The sequence below is a fragment of the Streptomyces sp. H39-C1 genome, from assembly GCF_027158125.1.
Taxonomy (GTDB): Bacteria; Actinomycetota; Actinomycetes; order Streptomycetales; family Streptomycetaceae; genus Actinacidiphila; species Actinacidiphila fildesensis.
Genome location: NZ_JAPVLS010000011.1, coordinates 13,520 through 34,403, shown reverse-complemented (window position 1 = coordinate 34,403; position 20,884 = coordinate 13,520). Strand labels below are relative to the sequence as shown.

20 protein-coding genes are annotated in these 20,884 nt (G+C 72.1%); 4 read left to right on the top strand and 16 right to left on the bottom strand.

The features are described 5' to 3' along the window. The first annotated feature begins 347 nt into the window (after positions 1 to 347). Together O3W51_RS09795 and O3W51_RS09790 are read left to right on the top strand one after the other, a co-directional pair. Positions 348 to 1,163: a hypothetical protein gene (locus O3W51_RS09795; protein ID WP_138353347.1), complete on the top strand. Its 816-nt coding sequence runs from the start codon at positions 348 to 350 to the stop codon at positions 1,161 to 1,163. A 223-nt stretch (positions 1,164 to 1,386) separates the two neighbouring features. Next, positions 1,387 to 1,635, top strand: coding sequence for a hypothetical protein (locus tag O3W51_RS09790; protein ID WP_138353378.1), 249 nt, complete (start codon positions 1,387 to 1,389; stop codon positions 1,633 to 1,635). 74 nt (positions 1,636 to 1,709) lie between these two features. Here the strand turns inward: O3W51_RS09790 and der are convergent, their stop codons facing one another. The 5 genes from der to aroH all read right to left on the bottom strand — a co-directional run bounded on the left by der (position 1,710) and on the right by aroH (position 6,204). Then, a complete protein-coding gene (gene der / locus O3W51_RS09785) occupies positions 1,710 to 3,167 on the bottom strand; it encodes a ribosome biogenesis GTPase Der (protein WP_138353348.1) in 1,458 nt (485 codons plus the stop codon). 49 nt (positions 3,168 to 3,216) lie between these two features. Continuing rightward, positions 3,217 to 3,801, bottom strand: a complete 585-nt coding sequence (locus O3W51_RS09780) for a lysophospholipid acyltransferase family protein (protein WP_138353379.1) — start codon at positions 3,799 to 3,801, stop codon at positions 3,217 to 3,219. A gap of 68 nt (positions 3,802 to 3,869) precedes the next feature. Next, a complete protein-coding gene (gene cmk / locus O3W51_RS09775; RefSeq protein WP_187144819.1) occupies positions 3,870 to 4,547 on the bottom strand; it encodes a (d)CMP kinase in 678 nt (225 codons plus the stop codon). Between the two features lie 212 nt (positions 4,548 to 4,759). After that, positions 4,760 to 5,845 (bottom strand): prephenate dehydrogenase, encoded by a 1,086-nt coding sequence (locus tag O3W51_RS09770; protein ID WP_138353350.1) that lies wholly within the window; start codon positions 5,843 to 5,845, stop codon positions 4,760 to 4,762. Beyond that, positions 5,842 to 6,204 (bottom strand): chorismate mutase, encoded by a 363-nt coding sequence (aroH, locus tag O3W51_RS09765; protein WP_138353351.1) that lies wholly within the window; start codon positions 6,202 to 6,204, stop codon positions 5,842 to 5,844. The genes O3W51_RS09770 and aroH overlap by 4 nt, the downstream gene beginning before the upstream one ends. A gap of 254 nt (positions 6,205 to 6,458) precedes the next feature. Between aroH and O3W51_RS09760 the strand changes: the two genes are divergently transcribed. Both O3W51_RS09760 and O3W51_RS09755 read left to right on the top strand, forming a co-directional pair. After that, positions 6,459 to 6,821 (top strand): DUF952 domain-containing protein, encoded by a 363-nt coding sequence (locus tag O3W51_RS09760; protein WP_138353352.1) that lies wholly within the window; start codon positions 6,459 to 6,461, stop codon positions 6,819 to 6,821. Positions 6,822 to 6,828: 7 nt separating this feature from the next. Then, positions 6,829 to 7,569 (top strand): nucleotidyltransferase domain-containing protein, encoded by a 741-nt coding sequence (locus O3W51_RS09755; protein WP_269285200.1) that lies wholly within the window; start codon positions 6,829 to 6,831, stop codon positions 7,567 to 7,569. Here the strand turns inward: O3W51_RS09755 and O3W51_RS09750 are convergent. The 11 genes from O3W51_RS09750 to O3W51_RS09700 form a co-directional block, all read right to left on the bottom strand. Next, positions 7,534 to 8,553, bottom strand: a complete 1,020-nt coding sequence (locus tag O3W51_RS09750; protein WP_269285198.1) for an ADP-ribosylglycohydrolase family protein — start codon at positions 8,551 to 8,553, stop codon at positions 7,534 to 7,536. The two genes, O3W51_RS09755 and O3W51_RS09750, sit on opposite strands and share 36 nt — an antisense overlap. After that, on the bottom strand, positions 8,550 to 9,332 hold the full coding sequence (locus O3W51_RS09745) for a nucleotidyltransferase domain-containing protein (RefSeq protein WP_198358263.1): 783 nt from the start codon (positions 9,330 to 9,332) through the stop codon (positions 8,550 to 8,552). Before O3W51_RS09745 ends, O3W51_RS09750 begins: the two co-directional genes overlap by 4 nt. A 129-nt stretch (positions 9,333 to 9,461) precedes the next feature. After that, the gene (locus tag O3W51_RS09740; protein ID WP_198358264.1) at positions 9,462 to 10,733 is read right to left on the bottom strand and encodes a pseudouridine synthase; all 1,272 of its coding nucleotides are present in this window, start codon (positions 10,731 to 10,733) and stop codon (positions 9,462 to 9,464) included. Next, complete coding sequence (gene scpB, locus O3W51_RS09735; protein ID WP_138353357.1) at positions 10,733 to 11,395, bottom strand: SMC-Scp complex subunit ScpB; 663 nt, start codon at positions 11,393 to 11,395, stop codon at positions 10,733 to 10,735. The genes O3W51_RS09740 and scpB overlap by 1 nt, the downstream gene beginning before the upstream one ends. Further along, entirely contained in the window at positions 11,392 to 12,432 is a 1,041-nt protein-coding gene (locus tag O3W51_RS09730; RefSeq protein ID WP_269285193.1) for a segregation and condensation protein A, read from the bottom strand. The genes scpB and O3W51_RS09730 overlap by 4 nt, the downstream gene beginning before the upstream one ends. A 104-nt stretch (positions 12,433 to 12,536) precedes the next feature. Then, positions 12,537 to 13,088 (bottom strand): hypothetical protein, encoded by a 552-nt coding sequence (locus O3W51_RS09725; RefSeq protein ID WP_269285191.1) that lies wholly within the window; start codon positions 13,086 to 13,088, stop codon positions 12,537 to 12,539. Continuing rightward, complete coding sequence (locus O3W51_RS09720; protein WP_138353360.1) at positions 13,073 to 14,146, bottom strand: ParA family protein; 1,074 nt, start codon at positions 14,144 to 14,146, stop codon at positions 13,073 to 13,075. The genes O3W51_RS09725 and O3W51_RS09720 overlap by 16 nt, the downstream gene beginning before the upstream one ends. A 353-nt stretch (positions 14,147 to 14,499) precedes the next feature. Further along, positions 14,500 to 15,615, bottom strand: coding sequence for an alanine dehydrogenase (ald, locus tag O3W51_RS09715; RefSeq protein WP_138353380.1), 1,116 nt, complete (start codon positions 15,613 to 15,615; stop codon positions 14,500 to 14,502). Positions 15,616 to 15,846: 231 nt separating this feature from the next. Then, positions 15,847 to 18,198, bottom strand: a complete 2,352-nt coding sequence (locus O3W51_RS09710; RefSeq protein WP_443048262.1) for a tetratricopeptide repeat protein — start codon at positions 18,196 to 18,198, stop codon at positions 15,847 to 15,849. A 237-nt stretch (positions 18,199 to 18,435) separates the two neighbouring features. Beyond that, positions 18,436 to 19,059, bottom strand: coding sequence for an NUDIX domain-containing protein (locus O3W51_RS09705; protein ID WP_203675201.1), 624 nt, complete (start codon positions 19,057 to 19,059; stop codon positions 18,436 to 18,438). A 122-nt stretch (positions 19,060 to 19,181) separates the two neighbouring features. Beyond that, complete coding sequence (locus O3W51_RS09700; protein WP_138353361.1) at positions 19,182 to 20,834, bottom strand: CTP synthase; 1,653 nt, start codon at positions 20,832 to 20,834, stop codon at positions 19,182 to 19,184. Positions 20,835 to 20,884: the final 50 nt, after the last annotated feature.

Genomic DNA, 20,884 nt, shown 5'->3' with positions numbered 1-20,884 from the left:
TAGACACCCCAGGTGCACCGAATCAACCAAATCCGGTTCGTTGCAGGCCACTTGACGGTTACCCGAAGTAAGGACGTATTTTCGCCGTCCAATTGACGCGTCCTTGTCACCCTAAATCGTGATGGGTGCCGCACCGGCTGTGACCCACTTCACCGCGGCAGGAACTTCCCTCCGGACGGAATCTCGACAGGGAGTGAGATCCTCCGGGTCGCCGGTCACCCTGCGCACCCGGCGGCGGGAACGGATGTGCCGCAAAGCGTGACCCTCACCACAGGTCGTCCGTTGTCACTGTGCGCGGGGGAACGCCCTGCGCAGCAAACCGCAGCCGCACAGTCAAGGAGGCCTCCGTGCCGCCCATGCTCGACGTCAGCGCCGAGGTACGCGCCGAGATCGGCGAGGAGGAGGCCACGCGTCTGCTCGCCGGGGAGAACGCCCCGGGGACGTACGACTGCACCTCCTGCCGCACCCCCGGCGACACCGGCCAGGAGCGCACCAGCACCGTCCTGTTCGTCAGCGACGAGACCGCGGTGCTCGCCTTCGCCCACGCGACCTGCATCCCCTCGCAGGTGGTGCCGGTCTCGGAGGAGCAGCTCCAGGGCGCGGTGCGCAGCATCACCGCGGACGACGCGGCCGGCGGCACGGCGTCCGCCCTGGTGGACGGCGCCCGGGAGGCCGGGGCCGCGGCCGCGCCGCGCCAGGCGGTGCTGGGCATCACCTGCGGGCTCGTCCTGGTCGAGGGAACGCTCCGGCCGGCCCTGGTGGTCGAACCGACCGGCGCCATCAGCCGCCCGGGCTCCACCGCCGACGGGGACGACTTCCTCCCCCTCATGATCGAGCAGGGCTTCATGCCCCAGCTCGACCTGGCGGTACCGCCGCCCGCCCTGAGCGGCTGGTCGGTGCTGCTGGCCATGGGCCAGTTGCACGCGGTCCTGCAGCCGAGTGCCGGCGGCCCCGCCGTCTCCTGGTGGCAGGCCCACCAGCCGCTGCAGGTGAGCGATGGCTGGCGCAGCGCGGTGAACCGCACCAACGAGGTGTACGTCTACGCCGCCCCGGCCGACTCGATCGGCCGTCAGCCGCGCGAGGACCTGATGCGTGACGCGCTGGAGCGCGCGGCCGCCCGCGGGCTGCTGGTCGGTGCGACGATGCCGCTCTCGGGCACCTGAGCGGCCCGTGCGGCCCGGGGCCCCGCCTCGCACCACCGAACGGCGCAGCGCACCGCTGAACGAAGGGGCGCGTACGGAAACCCGTACGCGCCCCCTCTCGTGCGACCGAAGATCCGCATTTACCCCGTGCTGCCCGCATCTTGGACGGTAAGCAGTCGTTGGCACATTCGTGCACACCTTTGACGCCTTCTCCCGAGTCCCCTACCAGAGCCAGATTCCGTCGATGCGCAGCGCGCAGGATCCCTCCGGGGTCGGCTCGGGCACGCCGATCTACGACGCTCTCTACTCGGAGTACCGCAGGCTGTTCCGAGCCCTGCCGGGTGACCGCTCCGGCGAGGAGGCCATGCAGTTCAACGCGTTCTCGGCGTGGCACGAGCAGCCGTACGACGCCGCGCCGGGCCGGCACCGCGGCAACCGCCCGGCCGCGGCGCTGCCGCCGGGCCGCACCGACAACCGGATGTACGGGCTCTAGACGAGCTCCGGACGGGTCACACACGGCCGGTCGTGGGGAGCGGGCCGCACGGGCCCGCGCCCCACCGGCCACGACTACTTGTTGCGGCCGCGCTTCTCGCGGACCCGCACCGAGACCTGGATCGGCGTGCCGACGAAGCCGAACTCCTCACGCAGCCGGCGCTCGACGAAACGACGGTAGCCCGCCTCGAGGAAGCCCGAGGCGAAGAGCACGAACCGCGGCGGCCGGGTGCCGGCCTGCGTGCCGAACAGGATGCGGGGCTGCTTGCCACCGCGGATCGGGTGCGGGTGGCCGGCGACCAGCTCGCCGAGGAAGGCATTGAGGCGGCCGGTCGGGATACGCGTCTCCCAGCCCGCGATGGCGGCCTCGATCGCCGGGACGAGCTTCTCCATGTGACGGCCGGTGAGCGCCGAGACGTTCACCCGCGGCGCCCACTGGACCTGGACGAGATCCTGCTCGATCTCGCGCTCCAGGTAATAGCGGCGCTCCTCGTCGATCTGGTCCCACTTGTTGTAGGCGATGACGACGGCGCGCCCGGCCTCGACGGCCATGGTGATGATGCGGGTGTCCTGGACGCTGATCGACTCGGTCGTGTCGATCAGGACCACCGCGACCTCCGCCTTGGTCAGCGCGGCAGCGGTCCGCAGCGACGCGTAGTAGTCCGCGCCTTCCTGCAGGTGCACGCGGCGGCGGATACCGGCGGTGTCGATGAACTTCCAGGTGATGCCGCCGAGCTCGATCAGCTCGTCGACCGGGTCGCGGGTGGTGCCGGCGACCTTGTCGACGACCACGCGGTGCTCACCGGCGACGCGGTTGAGCAGGCTCGACTTGCCGACGTTCGGGCGGCCGATCAGGGCGATGCGGCGCGGGCCGCCGATCCCAGCACCGAAGGTCATCGCGGGCGCCTCGGGCAGCGCCTCCATGATCGCGTCGAGCAGGTCGCCGGTGCCACGGCCGTGCAGCGACGAGACGGCGTGCGGCTCGCCCAGGCCCAGGTTCCACAGTGCGGCGGCGTCCGCCTCGCCGGACTGGCCGTCCACCTTGTTGGCGGCGAGCACGACGGGCTTGCCGGACTTGCGCAGCAGCCGGACGACGGCCTCGTCGGTGTCGGTGGCGCCGACCGTGGAGTCCACGACGAAGACGACCGCGTCGGCCGCCTGGATCGCGAATTCGGCCTGGGCGGCGACGGAGGCGTCGATGCCGAGGACGTCCTGCTCCCAGCCGCCGGTGTCGACGATGGTGAAGCGGCGGCCGTTCCAGTTCGCCTCGTAGTTGACCCGGTCGCGGGTGACGCCCGGCTTGTCCTCGACGACCGCCTCACGGCGGCCGATGATGCGGTTGACCAGCGTCGACTTGCCGACGTTCGGGCGGCCGACGACGGCGAGGACCGGGAGCGGGCCGTGGCCCGCCGCCGCCAGGTCGCCTGCGACCTCTTCGAGGTCGAAGCCTTCCTCGGCCGCGAGTTCCATGAACTCCGCGTACTCGTCGTCGCCGAGCGCGCCGACGTCGCCGTGTTCGTTCTGGTTGTCCATGAAAGCTTCTCCGTCGATCAACAGTGGTGGCTGCGGTACCTGATGTGGTTCAGCGGCCGGTGGCTTGCTTGGCGTGGGCCAGGTGCGCGGTGAGGCGCTCCTGGATGCGCAACGTGGCGTTGTCCATCGCCGAACGGGTACGTCGGCCGCTGGGGTCGCCCGCCTCGAACGGGTCGCCGAAAACGATGTCGATACGGCTGCGCAGTGGTGGCAGCCCCGATATCACCCGTCCCTGGCGGGCGCTGCCCAGGACGGCGACGGGTACGACGGGCGCGCCGGAGCGCACCGCGAAGTACGCCAGGCCGGAGCGGAGTTCCGAGAAGTCACCGACCCCGCGGGTGCCCTCCGGGAAGATCCCGAGCACTCCGCCGCGCGCCAGCACGCCGAGCGCGGCCGTGATGGCGGTGCGGTCGGCGCTGTAGCGGTCGACGGCGAGCTGCCCGATACCGCGCAGGAACGGGTCCAGCGGGCCGACGAACGCTTCCTTCTTGACCAGGAAGTGCACGGGTCGCGGGGAGGTGCCGATGATCATCGGCCCGTCCACGTTGTGCGCGTGGTTGCCCGCCAGAATGACCGGCCCGTGGGCCGGCACCCGCCAGGCGCCGAGGACGCGGGGCCGCCACAGGCCGTTCATCAGGCCAATGCCGATGCGGCGGCCGACCGCCGCTCCGCGCGGGCCGGGCGCCGTCAGGGTCTGGGACGTCACCGAGCCGCTCGCTTCTCCTCGATCAGGGTGACGATGCACTCGATGACCTGGTCGAGGGAGAGGTCCGTGGTGTCGACCTCTATGGCGTCGTCCGCCTTGGCCAGCGGCGAGGTCTTCCGGCCGGAATCGGCCGCGTCCCGCTTGACCAGGGCGTCCTGGGTGGCCTGCACGCTCTGCGCGCCCTTGAGCTCACCGCTGCGCCGGGACGCGCGGGCCTCGGCGGAGGCGGTCAGGAAGATCTTGAGAGTGGCGTCGGGCAGCACCGTGGTGCCGATGTCCCGGCCCTCCACGACGATGCCGTCCGGCGCGGCGGCGGCGGCCGCGCGCTGCAGGCCGACCAGCCGGGTGCGCACCTCGGGCACCGCGCTGACGGCGCTGACCGCGGCGGTGACCTCCTGGGTGCGGATCGGCCCGGAGGCGTCCTCGCCGTCCACGGTGATGGTCGGGCCGACGGGCTCGGTGCCGGAGACGATGACGGGCTTGGCGGAGGCGTTGGCCACGGCCTCGGTGTCACTCACGTCCACGCCGTTGCTCAGCATCCACCAGGTGATCGCCCGGTACTGGGCGCCGGTGTCGAGGTAGCTGAGGCCGAGCTTGGCCGCGACGGCCTTGGACGTGCTGGACTTACCCGTGCCCGAGGGGCCGTCGATGGCGACGATCACCGGAGATTCCACAGCGCGAGGGCCTTCCTTGGGCACGGTTACGGGGTGAGGTGGGCCCGGCTGACGCCGGAGGCCATCCCATAAGGTTACCGGCCGGGTGCCAGCACACGTACCACAGCCGTTGTCCCCGGCCGCCGGAACCCGTCACATCGGGCCGCCGGGGCGGCCGCGGGGCCATCGGGAGCCGTCGCGGGACCCCGCGCCCCAGGTCCGCCGCGGGACGCTCAGGACCGGATGGACCAGCCCCGGTCGCGCAGCGCGCTCGTCAGGCCCGGCGCCGCCGCCGGCTCCACCATGAGCTGCACCCGGCCGGCCTGCTGGCCCGTCGAGTGCTCGATGCGGACGTCCTCGATGTTCACACCGGCCGCGCCCGCGTCGGCGAAGATCCGCGCCAGCTCGCCCGGCTGGTCGCCGATGAGCACCGCGACGACCTCGTAGGCCTTGGGGGCCGTGCCGTGCTTGCCGGGGACCCGGTCCCGGCCGGCGTTGCCGCGCAGCAGGATGTCCTCGATCCCGGCGGCGCCGGTGCGGCGCTTGTCCTCGTCGGCGGACTGCAGCCCGCGCAGCGCCTCGACGGCGCCGGTCAGGTCGGTGGCGACCTCGGCGAGCACATCGGCCACCGGGCCGGGGTTGGCGGCCAGGATGTCCATCCACATGCCGGGTTCCGATCCGGCGATACGGGTGACGTCGCGGATGCCCTGCCCGCACAGCCGCACCGCGGTGTCCTCGGCGTGCTGCAGCCGGGCCGCGACCATGCTGGAGACCAGCTGCGGGGTGTGCGAGACGAGCGCGACGGCCCGGTCGTGCTCGTCGGCGTCCATCACCACCGGTACGGCGCGGCACAGGGCGACCAGTTCCAGGGCGAGGTTGAGCACCTCGGTCCCGGTCTCCCGGGTGGGGGTCAGCACCCACGGGCGGCCCTCGAAGAGGTCGGCGGTGCCGGCCAGCGGGCCGGAGCGCTCGCGGCCCGCCATCGGGTGCGTACCGATGTAGCGGGACAGGTCGCAGCCCAGCGCCTGCAGATCGCGGCGCGGACCCGCCTTGACGCTGGCCACGTCGAGGTAGCCGCGGGCCAGGCCGCGGCGCTGCGCGTCGGCGAGGGTGGCCGCCACGTGGGCCGGCGGTACGGCGACGACGACGAGGTCGACCTGACCCTCGGGGGGCAGCGCGCTGCCCGCGCCGAGGGCGGCGGCGGTGCGCGCGACGGACGGGTCGTGGTCCTCCAGGTACACCTCGACGCCGCGCGAGACGAGGGCGAGCGCGGCGGAGGTGCCCATCAGGCCGGTTCCGATGACCAGGGCGGTCCTCACTGAGCGATGTCCTTGCGGAGCGCGGCGGCGGCGCCGAGGTAGACATGCCCGATCTCGCTCCTGGGCAGCTCGCTCTCGACGTGCGCGAGGATGCGGACCACGCGCGGCATGGCGCCCTCGATGTCCAGTTCCTGGGCGCAGACCAGCGGTACGTCCACGATGCCGAGCCGGCGCGCGGCCACCGCCGGGAAGTCGCTGTGCAGATCAGGGGTGGCGGTGAAGATCACGCTGATCAGGTCGTCCACCGCGAGCCGGTTGCGCTCCAGGAGGGCGGTGAGCAGCTCGGACACCTGTCCGTGCATGTGTTCCGCCTCGTCCCGCTCCAGCTGGACGGCTCCGCGGACCGCTCGTACCGCCACGTCACTGCTCCCTCATGCCCTCGGATCCGAACCCGGCAAGCGTAACCAAGTGATCAGGCACACGGTCGCGGCGACCGCCCAGCGAGACGGGCGGCCGCCGCACGGCACGGGGTGCGTCCCGCCATGGCACGCCTTTCCGAAAGACCGGCCGGGGTCGCTTCCCGCGAATCTCCCGGCGACGAACGTGGTCAATCTCTCCCGGAGCGGACACATCCGCCACTTGGAGGTCACCGGCGTCCGGTACAACGATGGACATGATCCTTCACCTCGTCCCGCTGGACACCTGGCTCCACGAGCCCGACCGCCCGTACGCGCCCGCCTCCCTCGCCGAGGACGGCTTCGTGCACTGCTCCCCCGACGAGGCCGTCACCCTGGCCGTCGCCGACGCCTTCTACCGGGACACGGCCGGGCCGCTGATGGTGCTGCTCATCGACGAGGAGGCGCTCGACCACCCGGTGCGCTGGGAGGCCGCGGACCCGGCCCCGCCGCCCGGCGTCGCCGAGGGCACCCTCTTCCCCCACGTGTACGGCCGGATCAACCGCACGGCGGTGACCGGGATGCTGGAGGTCGAACGGGACCCGGTGGGCCACCCGCTGCGGCTCGCCCCCTGGTCATAATCGCCGTATGCCCGGACACGAACTCGTACGCCGTCACACCGTCTACTCCTGTGTCATGGGCTCGCGCGCCTTCGGGCTGGCCACCGAGGACAGCGACACCGACCGCCGGGGCGTCTACGTGGCCCCCACCCCGCTCTTCTGGGGTTTCACCAAGCCCCCGACGCACGTGGACGGCCCGGCGGAGGAGCAGTTCTCGTGGGAGGTGGAGCGCTTCTGCGAGCTGGCGCTGCGCGCCAACCCCAACCTCCTCGAATGTCTGCACTCACCCCTCGTGGAGCGACTGGACGACACCGGCCGCGAGCTGCTCGCGCTGCGCGACGCCTTCCTGTCCCGGCAGGTCGACGCCACCTTCCGCGGCTACGCGGCCCAGCAGCTGCACAAGATCGAGCGCGACATCCGCAACCACGGGGCACCGCGCTGGAAGCACGCCATGCATCTGCTGCGGCTGCTGATCAGCTGCCGTGACGTGCTGCGCAGCGGTGAGCTGCGGATCGACGTCGGCGAGCACCGGGACCGGCTGCTGGCCGTCAAGCGCGGCGAGGTCTCCTGGGACGAGGTGCGGGTCTGGATGGCGGAGCTGCACGAGGCGTCGGACGCGGCGGCGAGCCGCTCGCCGCTGCCGACCGAACCCGACCGGGCCCGCGTCGAGGACTTCCTGGTCCGGGTGCGCCGCGCCTCGGCCGGCGCCCCGGACCCGTTCCCGGCTGCCGCCTCAGACGCCGTCCCACAGGGCACCGAACTCCAGTAGCTCCTCGCGGTACTCGATCCGCCCGGCCCAGTCGGCGGGCCAGGCGGCCGCGCCGAGGTGGGCGCCCGCGAAGGCGCCGGCGAGGCAGGCGATCGAGTCCGAGTCCCCCGAGGTGCAGGCCGCCCGCCGCAGCGCGGTGACCGGCTCGTCGGGGAAGAGCAGGAAGCACAGCAGCCCGGTGGCGAGCGCCTCCTCGGCGATCCAGCCGGCCCCGGTGGCCAGACAGGGGTCCGCCTCCGGGTCCGGGTCGCGCAGCGCCGCCTCCAGCCGGTCCAGCGCCGCCAGGCAGTCGTCCCAGCCGCGTTCGATGAAGCTCGTCGGCAGCGGGTCCTGCGCGTACGTCCACAGGTCGTCCAGCCAACGGTGGTGGTAGACGGAGCGGTTGGCGGTCGCGTAGCCGCGCAGCAGGCCGACCAGGTCGTCCGGCCGGGCGCCCTGCGCGAGCAGCAGCACCGCGTGCGCGGTGAGGTCGCTCGCCGCGAGCGCGGTGGGATGCCCGTGGGTCAGCGCCGACTGGAGCTGCGCGGCGCCCGCGCGGGTCTCCTCGTCGAGCCCCGGCACCAGCCCGATCGGCGCCACCCGCATATTGGCGCCGCACCCCTTGGAGCCGGTCTGGCTCGCGTCCTGCCAGACCCGTCCCTCGTGGCTGAGCCGCTCGCAGGCCACCATGCAGGTCCTGCCGGGCGCCCGGTTGTTCTCCGGGGACCGCCACCACTCGACGTACTCCTCGCGCACCGGCCGTGCCAGCCGCAGCGGTGCCAGCGGCCCGCGCTCCATCGCGGTGCGCAGACCGCGCCCGAGCGCGAGCGTCATCTGGGTGTCGTCGGTGACGATCGCGGGCCAGAGCAGCCCCATCTCCCGCCACGGGCCCATCTTCTTCAGGATCGAGGGCACATCGTTGAACTCGGTCGGGAACCCGAGCGCGTCACCGAGCGCCAGCCCGATCAGCGCGCCGGTCGCCGGGCGCCGCTCGTCGCCGCTCATGCCGCCACCCGCGTCCGGACCACGAGGTCGTGCAGGGCGTCGTGCGCGGTGCTCTCGTCCGGCAGCCGGGAGGCGGCCTGCGCCTCGTCCAGCGCGGCGTGCAGCGTCTCGACGTCCCGGGCGACGTGGGCGATGCCCATGCCCGTCGCCGGCCCGTGTTCGGCCACCGCCTTGGCCTCGATGAGCTCGCCGAGGTAGGCGGGGGCGGTGACCTGGCCCAGCAGCGTCGGCAGATGGGCCTCGACACCGCCGCCGCGCATCAGGTGGATACCGGTGAGCAGCGCGCGGAAGGTGTAGAGCAGCGGCTTGAGCTCGCCGTTCTTCTCGTACAGCCGCCACTGCGTCGCCGCGAACCCGCGGTAGTGATGGGCGTGGCCGCGGGTGATCACACCGGGCGCCAGGGCGGCCAGCTCGCCGTGCACGTCACTGGTGTGCACGACCAGTGGGGAGAGCAGCTGCTCCAGCACATAGCCGTTGCGGCGCAGCATCAGCCGGCAGAACTTCAGCAGGTCGTGCGTGACCAGATCCAGCTCCAGGCCCTCCCGGTCCCACATCCGGGTCTGGGTCTCCTCGCCCTCCCGCAGGCCGATGAGATCGGCCAGCGGCAGGAGGTGGACTCCGCGCAGATCGACGTCCGAGTCACGGGACGGGAATCCGTACAGGTGCGCGCCGGAGACGGTGGCGAGGAGCAGGGGCAGTCCCCGGCCGGTCAGCTCGGCGAGGACCGGGCGCAGATCGGGCAGTCCCGCGGCGCTGAGCGGGTCGGCGTGGATGGTCATGGTCACCATCCTCCCCGGACCGCGGGCCGACGGGCCAGTGGTTTCGGGGTCGGAACCCAACGGAAACGGCCGGTCGGAACGGCCCTGAGGACCGTTCCGGCCGGCCGGAACGCGTTCGCGCGGAACGACCTAGAGGTCGACCTCGCCCATCAGCATGCCGACCTCGGTGTTGGTGAGGCGGCGCAGCCAGCCGGACTTCTGGTCGCCGAGCGGGATCGGTCCGAAGCTGGTGCGCACCAGCCGGTCGACCGGGAAGCCGGCCTCGGAGAGCATCCGGCGCACGATGTGCTTGCGGCCCTCGTGCAGGGTCACCTCGACCAGGTAGTTCTTGCCGAGGTTCTCCACGACGCGGAAGTGGTCGGCGCGCGCCAGACCGTCCTCCAGCTCGATGCCGTCCTTGAGCTGCTTGCCGAGGTCACGCGGCAGCGGGCCCTGGATCGCGGCCAGGTAGGTCTTCTTGACGCCGTACCGCGGGTGGGTCAGGCGGTGGGCCAGCTCCCCGTGGTTGGTCAGGAGGATCAGGCCCTCCGTCTCGGTGTCCAGCCGGCCGACGTGGAAGAGCCGGGTCTCACGGTTGGTGACGTAGTCGCCCAGGCACTGGCGGCCGTCGGGGTCCTCCATGGTGGAGACGACGCCGGCCGGCTTGTTCAGCGCGAAGAACAGGTACGACTGGGTGGCGACCGTCAGGCCGTCCACCTTGATCTCGTCCTTCTCCGGGTCGACGCGCATGCCCTGCTCGACGACGATCTTGCCGTTGACCTCGACGCGGTGCTGGTGGATGAGGTCCTCGCACGCACGGCGCGATCCCATCCCGGCACGGGCGAGGATCTTCTGCAGCCGCTCGCCCTCCTGGTCGTTGCCGAAGGTCTTCGGAGTCTTGATCTCCGGGCGGTTCTCGTACCGGGAGCGGTTGCGCTCCTCGATCTTGGCCTCGAGCTCGCGCGACTTCGCGGGGATCGGCTTGCGGCCGAGGTTGCCGGTCGCGCGGTAGCGCGGCTTCTCGGGGGGCACGCCGCCGGGCCGGTTCGCGCCCGACTGTCCGGTGTTCCCGACGTCGTAGCGACGCTCCTCGGGACGGGGGTTCTGTGCGCGCCGCTCCTCGTCACGCTGCTGGCCGCTGCCCGAGGTGCGGGGCGTGCTGCCACCGCCACGGGGGTAGCCGCCGCCGCGGGAGCCCGGGCCGCCGGCGCCGCTGCCACCGCGGGAGCCCGCGCCACCGGCGCTGCTGCCACCGCGGGAGCCGCCACCGCCACCGGCGCTGCTGCCACCGCGGGAGCCGCCACCGCTGCCGGCGCCGCTGCCGCCGCGGGAGCCGCCGCTACCGGAGCCCCCGCCCGCGCCGCGGGGGTTGCCGCCCCGGGGGTTCCGGTTGCCGCCGCTGTTCCTGTCGCTGCTTCGCATCAAAGTTCCGTCGTCGATTGAGTCGTCGTATCTGCATCGTCCGGTGCATCCGGGTCGAACGACGGAACCCCTTCCAAGGAGTCCGCCTCGACGGCGTCCGCCTCCGGCAGGAAGGGGGCGAGCTCGGGTAGCTCGTCCAGGCCTCTGAGGCCCATCCGCTCCAGAAAGTAGTTCGTCGTCCTGTACAGGATCGCACCTGTTTCGGGTTCCGTCCCACCCTCCTCGACCAGACCGCGCTGCAGGAGGGTGCGCATCACACCGTCACAGTTGACTCCGCGGACCGCCGAAACCCGTGATCGGCTGACCGGCTGGCGGTACGCGACGACCGCCAGCGTCTCCAGCGCGGCCTGCGTGAGACGGGCCTGCTGGCCGTCCAGAACGAACTTCTCCACGGCCGGTGCGAAGGCCGGCCGGGTGTAGAACCGCCAGCCGCCGGCGACCAGCCGCAGGTCGAAGCCCCTGCCCTGGGCGGTGTAGTCCTCGGACAGCGAGCGCAGGGCGGCGGCGACCGCGCGCTTCGGACGCTGGAGCACCGTCGCCAGCTGCTCCACGGTGGCCGGCTCGTCCACGACCATCAGGACGGCCTCCAGCGCGGGCCGGAGGTCGAGGGCGGCCACCTCGGCGGAGAGCGGCCCGGCGGGCGCCGCTGCGTCTTCCGTCATTTTTCTTTGCCCTCCGGGTCGAATTCATCGGTGACGAGCCGCCGCGCGGTCTCCTGATCGCCGCCCGTCCAGCGCACGAGCAGCGCGCCGAGCGCCTCCTCCTGGTCCAGCGCGACCACTTTCTCCCGGTACAGCTCCAGGAGGGCCAGGAAACGCGCGACGACGGTGAGGGTGTCCGGGGCGTCCGCCGCGAGGTCGGCGAAGCTGGTCTCCCCCAGCTCGATCAGCCGGGCCACCACCAGCTCGCCCTGTTCCCTGACGCTGACCAGCGGCGCGTGGATGTGGTCGGTGTAGATCTGCGGCACCGGTTTGGGCTGCATCGCCTTGACGGCCAGCTTCGCGAACCGCTCGGGGCCGACGCTGAAGACGACCTCCGGCAGCAGGTCCGCGTGCTGCGGTTCGAGACCGACCGTGCGGGGGTGGTGCAGCGCCTCCGCCTCCAGCCGCTCGGCGAAGATCGCCGCGATCCGCTTGTAGGCGCGGTACTGCAGCAGACGGGCGAAGAGCAGGTCGCGCGCCTCCAGCAGCGCCAGGTCCGCCTCGTCCTCGACCTCGGCGGTCGGCAGCAGCCGGGCCGCCTTCAGATCGAGCAGGGTCGCGGCGACGACGAGGAACTCGGTGGCCTGGTCGAGGTCCCAGTCGACCCCCATCGCACGGATGTGCGCCATGAACTCGTTGGTGACCGTGGACAGCGCGACTTCTGTCACGTCCATCCGGTGCTTCGAGATCAGCTGCAACAGCAGGTCGAACGGCCCCTCGAAGTTCACCAGCCGCACGGTGAAGCGGCCGTCGGGTGCCGGTCCGGGGACGGCGTCGGCCGGGGTATCGGCGGAGGCGTCGGGCGGGTCCTGGACGGCAGGCGCCACGGGTACCGCCGGTTCGACGGGCTCCGGGACCGCGACAGGTGCCGGGTCCACGACAGGCGCCGGCTCCGCCGCGGGCCCCGTGACGGGAGCCGCTGCCGCGGCCGGGCGGCCCGGCCCCCGGCCGAGGGCTCGGCGGGGCGGCTGGGGGGCGTCGTCGTCGGTGATCGGCATCGCTGTCCATCGTGCGGGGTCGGCGGGGGCGGCCCCCCGGCAGGGAGCCTACTGAGCCGCCCCGTCCGACGTCGCCGTGGCCACGCCGACCACCGCCCGGTGGCTCAGCGGCCCCGCAGGCGGCGCACCAGGATGCTCGCGTCCCCGCGGGACTCCAGATCCGCCAGCACCACGGCGACCGCCTCGCGGACGATCCGGCCGCGGTCGATCGCCAGGCCGTGTTCACCGCGCAGCACGAGCCGCGCGTGTTCGAGATCCATCAGCTCCTCGGCGGAGACATAGACGGTGATCTTCTCGTCGTGCCGTTCACGGCCGCTGGGGCGCGGCCGCTGCTGTTTGCGGCGCGTCTGCTGCACCGGCACCGGGGCCGTGGGCGGCTGGCCCGCGGCCTGTGGACGGCGGCCCTGCGGGATCCCCTCGCGGCCGCTGTGCTCGGCCGGGGTCCCGTCCTGGCCGCCGCCGTCGGGCGCTGTGCCCGTCTGCGGCTCGTTCCCGTCCGCCGGGGCGTCGGGTACCGGCCGCAGCCGCCCGTCGGCCTGAGGGGCCTTCTGGGCGTCCGCGTTGGCGTGCTTACGGGGCTGCGAGGCCTGCAGCCCCATGCCCCCTGTGGTGCGGAACAGTTCGTCCGCACCCGGGAGACTCACTCGGCGTGACACCGGGCGAGCACCTCCCTGGCGAGCTGACGGTAGGCGGCGGCACCAACGGAGTTGGACGCGTACGTCGTGATCGGCTCGCCGGCGACGGTGGTCTCCGGGAAGCGCACCGTACGGCCGATGACCGTGTGGAACACGTGCTCGTCGAAGGCTTCGACCACGCGGGCGAGCACCTCACGGCTGTGCACCGTGCGGGAGTCGTACATCGTGGCGAGGATGCCGTCGAGTTCGAGTTCGGGGTTGAGCCGTTCCCGGACCTTCTCGATGGTCTCGGTCAGCAGAGCGACACCGCGCAGCGCGAAGAACTCGCACTCCAGCGGCACGATCACCGAGTGCGCCGCGGTGAGCGCGTTGACGGTCAGCAGGCCGAGCGAGGGCTGGCAGTCGATGACGATGTAGTCGTAGTCGGCCATCAGCGGCTTGAGGGCGCGCTGCAGTGTCGACTCGCGCGCCACCTCGCTGACCAGTTGGACCTCGGCCGCCGACAAGTCGATATTGCTCGGCAGCAGGTCCATACCGGGCACCGCGGTCTTCAGCAGCACCTCGTCCGCCGCCAACCCGCGTTCCATCAGCAGGTTGTAGACGGTGATGTCGAGTTCCATCGGGTTGACGCCGAGTCCGACCGAGAGCGCGCCCTGCGGATCGAAGTCGACGAGAAGTACCCGGCGGCCGTACTCGGCGAGCGCGGCGCCCAGGTTGATGGTCGAGGTCGTCTTGCCGACCCCGCCCTTCTGGTTGCACATCGCGACGATTTTCGCCGGGCCGTGGTCGGTGAGCGGATTGGGGATCGGGAAGTACGGAAGCGGGCGTCCCGTCGGACCGACCCGCTCGCGGCGCTGACGGGCAGCGTCCGGGGCGAGTGTGGCCGCGTATTCGGGATCCGGCTCGTACTCCGCGTCTGGGTCGTAGAACTGACCGTCCTGCAGATCGTCCTCGTATGGCGCCATGGCGTGTGTGGGGTGCGTCTCCGTGTTCTTGTCGGCCCGGCGTGCCTCGAAGGTGCGGACCGCGACGGAACCGACGGTCTCGAGCCTGTTGGGGCTCTCGACCTGAACGGTCATTCCTGGTTGACCACCCCCGGGAGCAAATGTCGACTCATTCACAAGTCGTCTTACCTCCTTGGTGACCAGGAAACTTCTCGATAGGTCAGCGCGACAGCATGCCGACGGTTGGCGACTCTATGGCGTGTCAGTGGTTCACAGCAACACAATCCGCCGGACACGGCACGATGTGTCGGTAACCGAACACCCCGCTGTCAAGGGCGTAACCGCGTCGTCGCCGATGTTTCAGCGCGGTACGAAACGGTGAAACTGGTACGTTCGACGCACTCGGCCGGGCCTTGGGTCTCCAAGGCCCGGCCGTTGTCGCCGTGTTGACGTGTAGACGTTTCGCGCGCCCGTCACACGCCCGCTGATCAGCCCAGCAGCGTGTGCAGGTCCGTGCTGTGCAGGTCGTGCGCCTCGGCGACCGGACCGTAAACGACCTGTCCCTCATGGGTGTTGAGGCCCAGCGCCAGCGCGGCGTCGCGGCGCAGCGCCTCACGCCAGCCGCGGTTGGCCAGTTCCACGATGTAGGGCAGCGTGGCGTTGGTCAGCGCGTAGGTCGAGGTGTTGGGCACCGCGCCCGGCATGTTGGCGACGCAGTAGAAGACCGAGTTGTGGACCTCGAAGGTCGGGTCGGCGTGCGTGGTCGGACGCGAGTCCTCGAAGCAGCCGCCCTGGTCGATCGCGATGTCGACAAGAACCGATCCCGGCTTCATGCGGGACACCAGCTCGTTGGTGACGAGCTTGGGCGCCTTCGCACCCGGGATCAGCACCGCGCCGATGACCAGGTCGGCCTCGAGGACGGCCTTCTCCAGCTCGAAGGCGTTGGAGGTGATGGTCTGGACGCGGGTGCCGAAGATCTTGTCGGCCTCGCGCAGCTTGTTGATGTCCTTGTCGAGCAGGGTCACGTGGAAGCCCATGCCGAGCGCGATCGTGGTCGCGTGCCAGCCGGAGACACCGGCGCCGATGACGACGGCCTTGCCGGCCTGGACGCCGGGGACGCCGCCGGGCAGCACGCCGCGGCCGCCGACCGAGCGCATCAGGTGGTACGCGCCGACCTGCGGGGCGAGCCGGCCGGCCACCTCGGACATCGGGGCGAGCAGCGGGAGGGCGCGGTTCGCGGTCTCCACCGTCTCGTACGCGATGGCGGTGGTGCCGGACTCGAGCAGTGCGTCCGTGCAGGCGCGGGACGCGGCCAGGTGCAGGTACGTGAAGAGCGTCTGGTCCTTGCGGAGGCGGTGGTACTCCTCGGCGATCGGCTCCTTGACCTTCAGCAGCAGATCGGCGGTGGCCCACACCTCGTCGGCGGTGCCGAGGATGTTCGCGCCGGCGCCGGTGTACTCGGCGTCGGGGATGGAGGAGCCGAGACCGGCGCCCTGCTCCACGTAGACCTCATGTCCGTGGCGCACGAGCTCATGCACGCCGGCGGGGGTGATGGCCACGCGGAACTCGTTGTTCTTGACCTCGCGGGGGATGCCGACCTTCACGTCGATCACGGTCCTTGCACTCATTGGAAGACAGGAATGGCTGCAGCTGTCCGTACATGGCGCGAGAAAGCGTCACACGTCGGACCTGACCGCGATGTGCGCGGCGGAGCCCAGTCTAGTGAAGGAAGACTCTCTGTCTAGCCTTACAAAGTGATTAGTTTGGCCGAGAACGATGACAGATTCGTAGGCCTGGGGCGCTGACGCCTTCAGGCCACCGTTTTTCGGGCCCGCTCAGCCAGGGACTTCACCCGGGCTGAGCAGGCGCTTCGCGGCCGCGCGCTGCAGACGTGCGCCGCCCGGGTCGCCGAGCCGGTCGAGGGTGTCGGCCATCCGCAGCAGGACGGCGCCTTCCAGCCGTTCGTCGCCGGCCTGCCGGGCCCAGTACAGGGCGTCACGACAGGTCCGCAGAGCGTCCTCGGGATGTCCCGCGTACTCCTGGACCCGGGCCGCCTCGCTCAGCGCGCGGGCCTGGGCCGGCAGGTCGCCGAGCCGCCGGTGGGCGCCCGCGGCGGCCCGCCACTCGCGCAGCGCGGGGCCGTAGCGGCCGGCGTAGGTGTGCAGTGCGCCGAGGCGGCCGTGCAGCCGGGCCGCGTGGCCGGTCTCGCCGCGGGCCAGCCGCAGCGCGAGCGCCCTGCCGTACCAGTCCGCGGCCCGCTGCGGGTCGTCGAGCTCCAGGTACGTACCGCCGATGGCCTCCATCGCCCGGCCTTCGGCCTCCCCGTCGTCACCGGTCCGCGCCTCGCCGAGGGCCAGCCGGTAGCGGTCCAGCGCCTCCCGGGTCCTGCCTGCCTCCACATCGAGGTCGGCGAGGTTGATCAGCGCCGCCGCCTTCTCCCGGGGCAGCCCGCGGCGGGTCGCCACATCGAGCACCAAAGCGTGCAGCTGATAGCGCTCCCCCGCCGTCTCCCGGTCCGCCGGATCCACGCCCAGTGCCCGCACCAAGTTGGCGACCAACCGCCGTGCCAGAGTGTCGAGTTCCCCGTCGGCGACCGCCGCGTGGGCCGCGGCGAGCAGCGCGGGGAGCCGGGCCCGCAGCCATACGGCGGCGGCGGACCGCGACGCGAAGCGCATCGAGCGCGGCAGGCCCTCCAGCGACGCCCGGCCCGGGGAACCGTCGGGCTCCAGCGTGATGCGGCACGACTGCAGCAGCCGCACCGTCCGCTCCAGCATCCGGGCCCTGGCCAGCTGGACCTCGCCCGTCCGGTCCCGGGTCTCCAGCAGAGCGCGCAGCAGCGGTTCGAGACAGCCGGGCACCCGGTACTGCGGTGGCAGCGGCGGATCCACCGGATCCCCGTGCAGCAGCCCGTGCGCGGCGAGGTCGTCCAGCGTGCTCTGCGCCGCGGTCACCGAGCAGCCGGCCAGCGCCGAGGCGATGTGCGAGTCCACCAGTCCGGCCGGCGCGAGCGCCAGCAGCCGCAGCATCCGGGCGGCGGTGGGCGGCAGCGAGTCGTAGACCAGCCGGAAGGCGCGCACCAGCTGGGGCGGCGCGGTGGCGCGCGGTGACGCCTCCGGCGCGGTGGCGTGGGCGACGGATGCCGCCGCGGGAGCTGGCCCGGCCTCCGGTTTCGCGGTCACCTCCGCGCGCGCCTTCGGCCCGGACCCGGCCACCCGCTCGGAGCCCGCCTCGGTCCCGGTCCCGGGCGCACCGTCGGAGCCGGTCGCGGCAGCCGCTTCAGGCTCCGCCGGCGGCACGGCGCCGCGCCCGGCCTGGGGCCCGGTCTTCGCCGCGGTCTTCGCCGGAGGCGCCGGTTCATCCGGTACCGCGCGCAGCCGGCTGGTGGCGTCGGTCACCGACAGCCGCGGCTGGGCGGCGAGCCAGGCGGCGACCAGACGCAGCGCGGTGGGGTGCCCGGCGCACTCCTGGACGAGGGTCTCGGCCGCCCGCGGGTCACAGGTGACCCGGGTCGGGCCGATCGCCTGCGACAGCAGATCGACGGAGGCGGCGGTGTCCAGCCCGCCGAGGGTGCACGGCCGGACGTCGGGGACACCGGGCAGCGGTCCCTCGGACGTCGCCACCACCAGACTGCCGGGCCCTTCCGGGAGCAGCGGCAGCAGCTGGTCCGCGTGCGAGACGTCGTCGAGCACCAGGACCGTGCGGCGGCCGGCCAGTGCCGCGCGCAGTGCCGCGTACACCTCACCGGGCTCCGCCTCCGGCAGCGGCGACCCGGCACCGAGGGCCCGCAGCAGCGCCCGCGCGGCCTGTTCCGGAGGGGTGCGCTCGCCGCCGCTGCCGGTGAGCCGTACGAAGTGCTGCCCGTCGGCGTAGCGCGCGGCGACGTCCCGGGCGAGATGGACGGCGAGCGCGGTCCGCCCGGAGCCGGGCCGTCCCGCGATGAGCAGGACGCGGCTGCCGTCCGCCACCTTGCCGCCCAGCGTGGCCAGGCCCGGCCGGTCGATGTCGGCCCGCAGCCCGTCCAGTTCCCGGCGGCGCCCGACGAAGTGCGGCACGTCCCCGGGCAGGGCGCAGCCCGGCACCGACGGTGGGGGCGGGACCGGGTCCTTCGCCTCCGGCCCATGGCCGGGTGACGGCACGAAGTCCGCGTCGGCCACCGATTCACCGGCGTCCAGCACCTGATCCGCCACGGGCACTCTCCCGTTCTGCCTGCGCGCACGAGCCCGCCGCCGCTGCGAACGGGAACACCATCGAGCCTAGGCCCTGTCCGGGCGATCACGAACGGCCACCGCGCGGCCTCGCGCGGAGTCCGGGACGGTCGCCCGGACGGCCGGACCCGGTGCACGGGGACATGCCCGGCCCGGGGGCCCCGCGCAGCCGATCCGCACAATGATCACTCCATCGGATCAGCGGCGCGCCGACACCGCTTATGCCGTGAAGGGCCGGGCCGGCCAGGGCGCGTCGGCGGGCCGCAGCGCGTCCACCCCGTCGCCGGACAGCGTCGCGTGCAGCGCGAGGATCCCGGCCACCAGGCAGCTGTTGTGCAGATGCCCGGCCAGCACGTCGCGCACCAGCTCGGCCAGCGGCACCCGGGCGTACTCCATGTCGGCCTCCTCCCCGGTGACCTCGTACCGCTCGCCCTCCGCCTCGGCGATGTCGCGGGCCAGGAAGATCCGGACGGCTTCGTCGCTGCCGCCGGGAGAGGTGTAGAGATCGGTGAGCACCCGCCACTCCCCGGCCTTGACGTGCGCCTCTTCATAGAGCTCGCGCTGCGCCGCGTGCAGCGGGTTCTCACCGGGCACGTCGAGGAGCCCGGCGGGCACCTCCCACAGCTTCTGCCGTACCGGGTGCCGGTACTGGCGCAGCACCAGGACCCGGCCGTCCTCGTCGAGGGCGACCACGGCCACCGAGCCCGGGTGGACCTGGTAGTCGCGCTTGGCGGTGCCGCCGTCCGGCATGACGACCGCGTCCGTGCGGACGCTCGTCTTCGCCCCGGCGAACGGCGTCGAGGTCGCGGTGACCTGCCACTCCTCGGCGATGTCCTGCAGCATGATGCCCTCCGTGAACCGGTGAGAACGTAACGGCCCGGTGCGAGCGCCGGGCCGGCAGACAGAACGGTGCTGGGGACGGATCACGAAGATCCGTCCCCAGCACCGTACCGATCAATCGATGATCAGCCCTGCTGGCGCTTGACCGCCGCCGCGACCAGACCCGCGAAGAGCGGGTGCGGGCGCGTCGGGCGGGACTTCAGCTCGGGGTGCGCCTGAGTGGCGACGAGGTACGGGTGCACCTCGCGCGGGTACTCGACGTACTCCACCAGCTTGTTGTCGGGCGAGGTCCCGGAGAAGACCAGTCCGGCCTTCTTCTCCAGCTCGGCCCGGTAGGAGTTGTTGACCTCGTAGCGGTGGCGGTGGCGCTCCTCGGCGTACGGCTCGCCGCCGTACACCTCGCGCACGATGGAGCCCTCGGTGAGCTTCGCCGGGTACAGGCCCAGCCGCATGGTGCCGCCCAGGTCGCCCTTGCCGTCGACGATGTCGAGCTGCTCGGCCATCGTCGAGATGACGGGGTGGCCGGTCGCCGGGTCGAACTCGGTGGAGTTCGCGTCCGGGATGCCGGCCAGCGAGCGGGCCGCCTCGATGACGACGCACTGCAGGCCCAGGCAGAGTCCCAGCAGCGGGATCTTGTTCTCGCGGGCGTAGGTGATCGCCGAGACCTTGCCCTCGACACCGCGGTCGCCGAAGCCACCGGGTACGCAGACCGCGTCGACGCCGGAGAGGTGCTTCTTGGCGCCGGCCGGGGTCCTGCACTCGTCCGAGGTGACCCACTTGATGGTGACCTTGGCGTTGTTGGCGAAACCGCCGGCGCGCAGCGCCTCGGTCACCGACAGATACGCGTCGGGCAGGTCGATGTACTTGCCGACGAGCGCGACCGTGACCTGGTGCGCGGGCTGGTGGACCCGCTTCAGCAGGTCGTCCCACTGGGTCCAGTCCACATCACGGAACGGCAGGTCCAGCTTGCGGACGACGTAAGCGTCCAGGCCCTCGGTGTGCAGCACCTTGGGGATGTCGTAGATCGACGGGGCGTCGATGGCGGCGACGACCGCGTCCTCGTCGACGTCGCACATCAGCGAGATCTTGCGCTTGATGGCGTCCGGCACCGGGCGGTCGGCGCGCAGCACGATCGCGTCGGGCTGGATGCCGATGCTGCGCAGCGCCGAGACGGAGTGCTGGGTCGGCTTGGTCTTGAGCTCACCGGAGGGGCCGATGTACGGCAGCAGCGAGATGTGGACCACGAAGACGTTGTCGCGGCCGACCTCGTGCCGGACCTGGCGCACCGACTCCAGGAAGGGCAGCGACTCGATGTCGCCGACGGTGCCGCCGACCTCGGTGATCACCACGTCCACGTCGTCGGTCGCCATCCGGCGGATCCGGGACTTGATCTCGTTGGTGATGTGCGGGATGACCTGGACGGTGTCGCCGAGGTACTCGCCGCGACGCTCCTTGGCGATGACCGTGGAGTAGATCTGGCCCGTGGTCACGTTCGCCGAGCCGTCGAGATTGACGTCCAGGAAACGCTCGTAGTGGCCGATGTCGAGGTCGGTCTCGGAACCGTCGTCAGTGACGAAGACCTCACCGTGCTGGAACGGGTTCATCGTGCCCGGGTCCACGTTGAGGTACGGGTCGAGCTTCTGCATGGTGACCCGGAGGCCGCGCGCCTTCAGCAGCGCACCGAGGCTGGAGGCCGTGAGCCCCTTCCCGAGGGAGGAGGCGACACCCCCGGTGACGAAGATGTGCTTGGTCGTCGTGGATTTGGGCGCAATTGCCAAGAGGGGGCTCCCGTGGTCGCGAGGTGAGGGTCGGGACGGCACGGAATCAG

What these genes read in the sequence shown, in the direction of transcription:
- O3W51_RS09745 (WP_198358263.1), bottom strand. Translation starts at nt 9,332, where the DNA reads ATGACCATCCACGCCGACCCGCTCAGCGCCGCGGGACTGCCCGATCTG.
- O3W51_RS09740 (WP_198358264.1), bottom strand. Translation starts at nt 10,733, where the DNA reads ATGCGAAGCAGCGACAGGAACAGCGGCGGCAACCGGAACCCCCGGGGC.
- der (WP_138353348.1), bottom strand. Translation starts at nt 3,167, where the DNA reads ATGGACAACCAGAACGAACACGGCGACGTCGGCGCGCTCGGCGACGAC.
- O3W51_RS09755 (WP_269285200.1), top strand. Translation starts at nt 6,829, where the DNA reads ATGCCCGGACACGAACTCGTACGCCGTCACACCGTCTACTCCTGTGTC.
- O3W51_RS09705 (WP_203675201.1), bottom strand. Translation starts at nt 19,059, where the DNA reads ATGCTGCAGGACATCGCCGAGGAGTGGCAGGTCACCGCGACCTCGACG.
- O3W51_RS09790 (WP_138353378.1), top strand. Translation starts at nt 1,387, where the DNA reads ATGCGCAGCGCGCAGGATCCCTCCGGGGTCGGCTCGGGCACGCCGATC.
- O3W51_RS09750 (WP_269285198.1), bottom strand. Translation starts at nt 8,553, where the DNA reads ATGAGCGGCGACGAGCGGCGCCCGGCGACCGGCGCGCTGATCGGGCTG.
- O3W51_RS09720 (WP_138353360.1), bottom strand. Translation starts at nt 14,146, where the DNA reads ATGACCGTTCAGGTCGAGAGCCCCAACAGGCTCGAGACCGTCGGTTCC.
- O3W51_RS09780 (WP_138353379.1), bottom strand. Translation starts at nt 3,801, where the DNA reads ATGAACGGCCTGTGGCGGCCCCGCGTCCTCGGCGCCTGGCGGGTGCCG.
- O3W51_RS09730 (WP_269285193.1), bottom strand. Translation starts at nt 12,432, where the DNA reads ATGCCGATCACCGACGACGACGCCCCCCAGCCGCCCCGCCGAGCCCTC.
- O3W51_RS09760 (WP_138353352.1), top strand. Translation starts at nt 6,459, where the DNA reads ATGATCCTTCACCTCGTCCCGCTGGACACCTGGCTCCACGAGCCCGAC.
- scpB (WP_138353357.1), bottom strand. Translation starts at nt 11,395, where the DNA reads ATGACGGAAGACGCAGCGGCGCCCGCCGGGCCGCTCTCCGCCGAGGTG.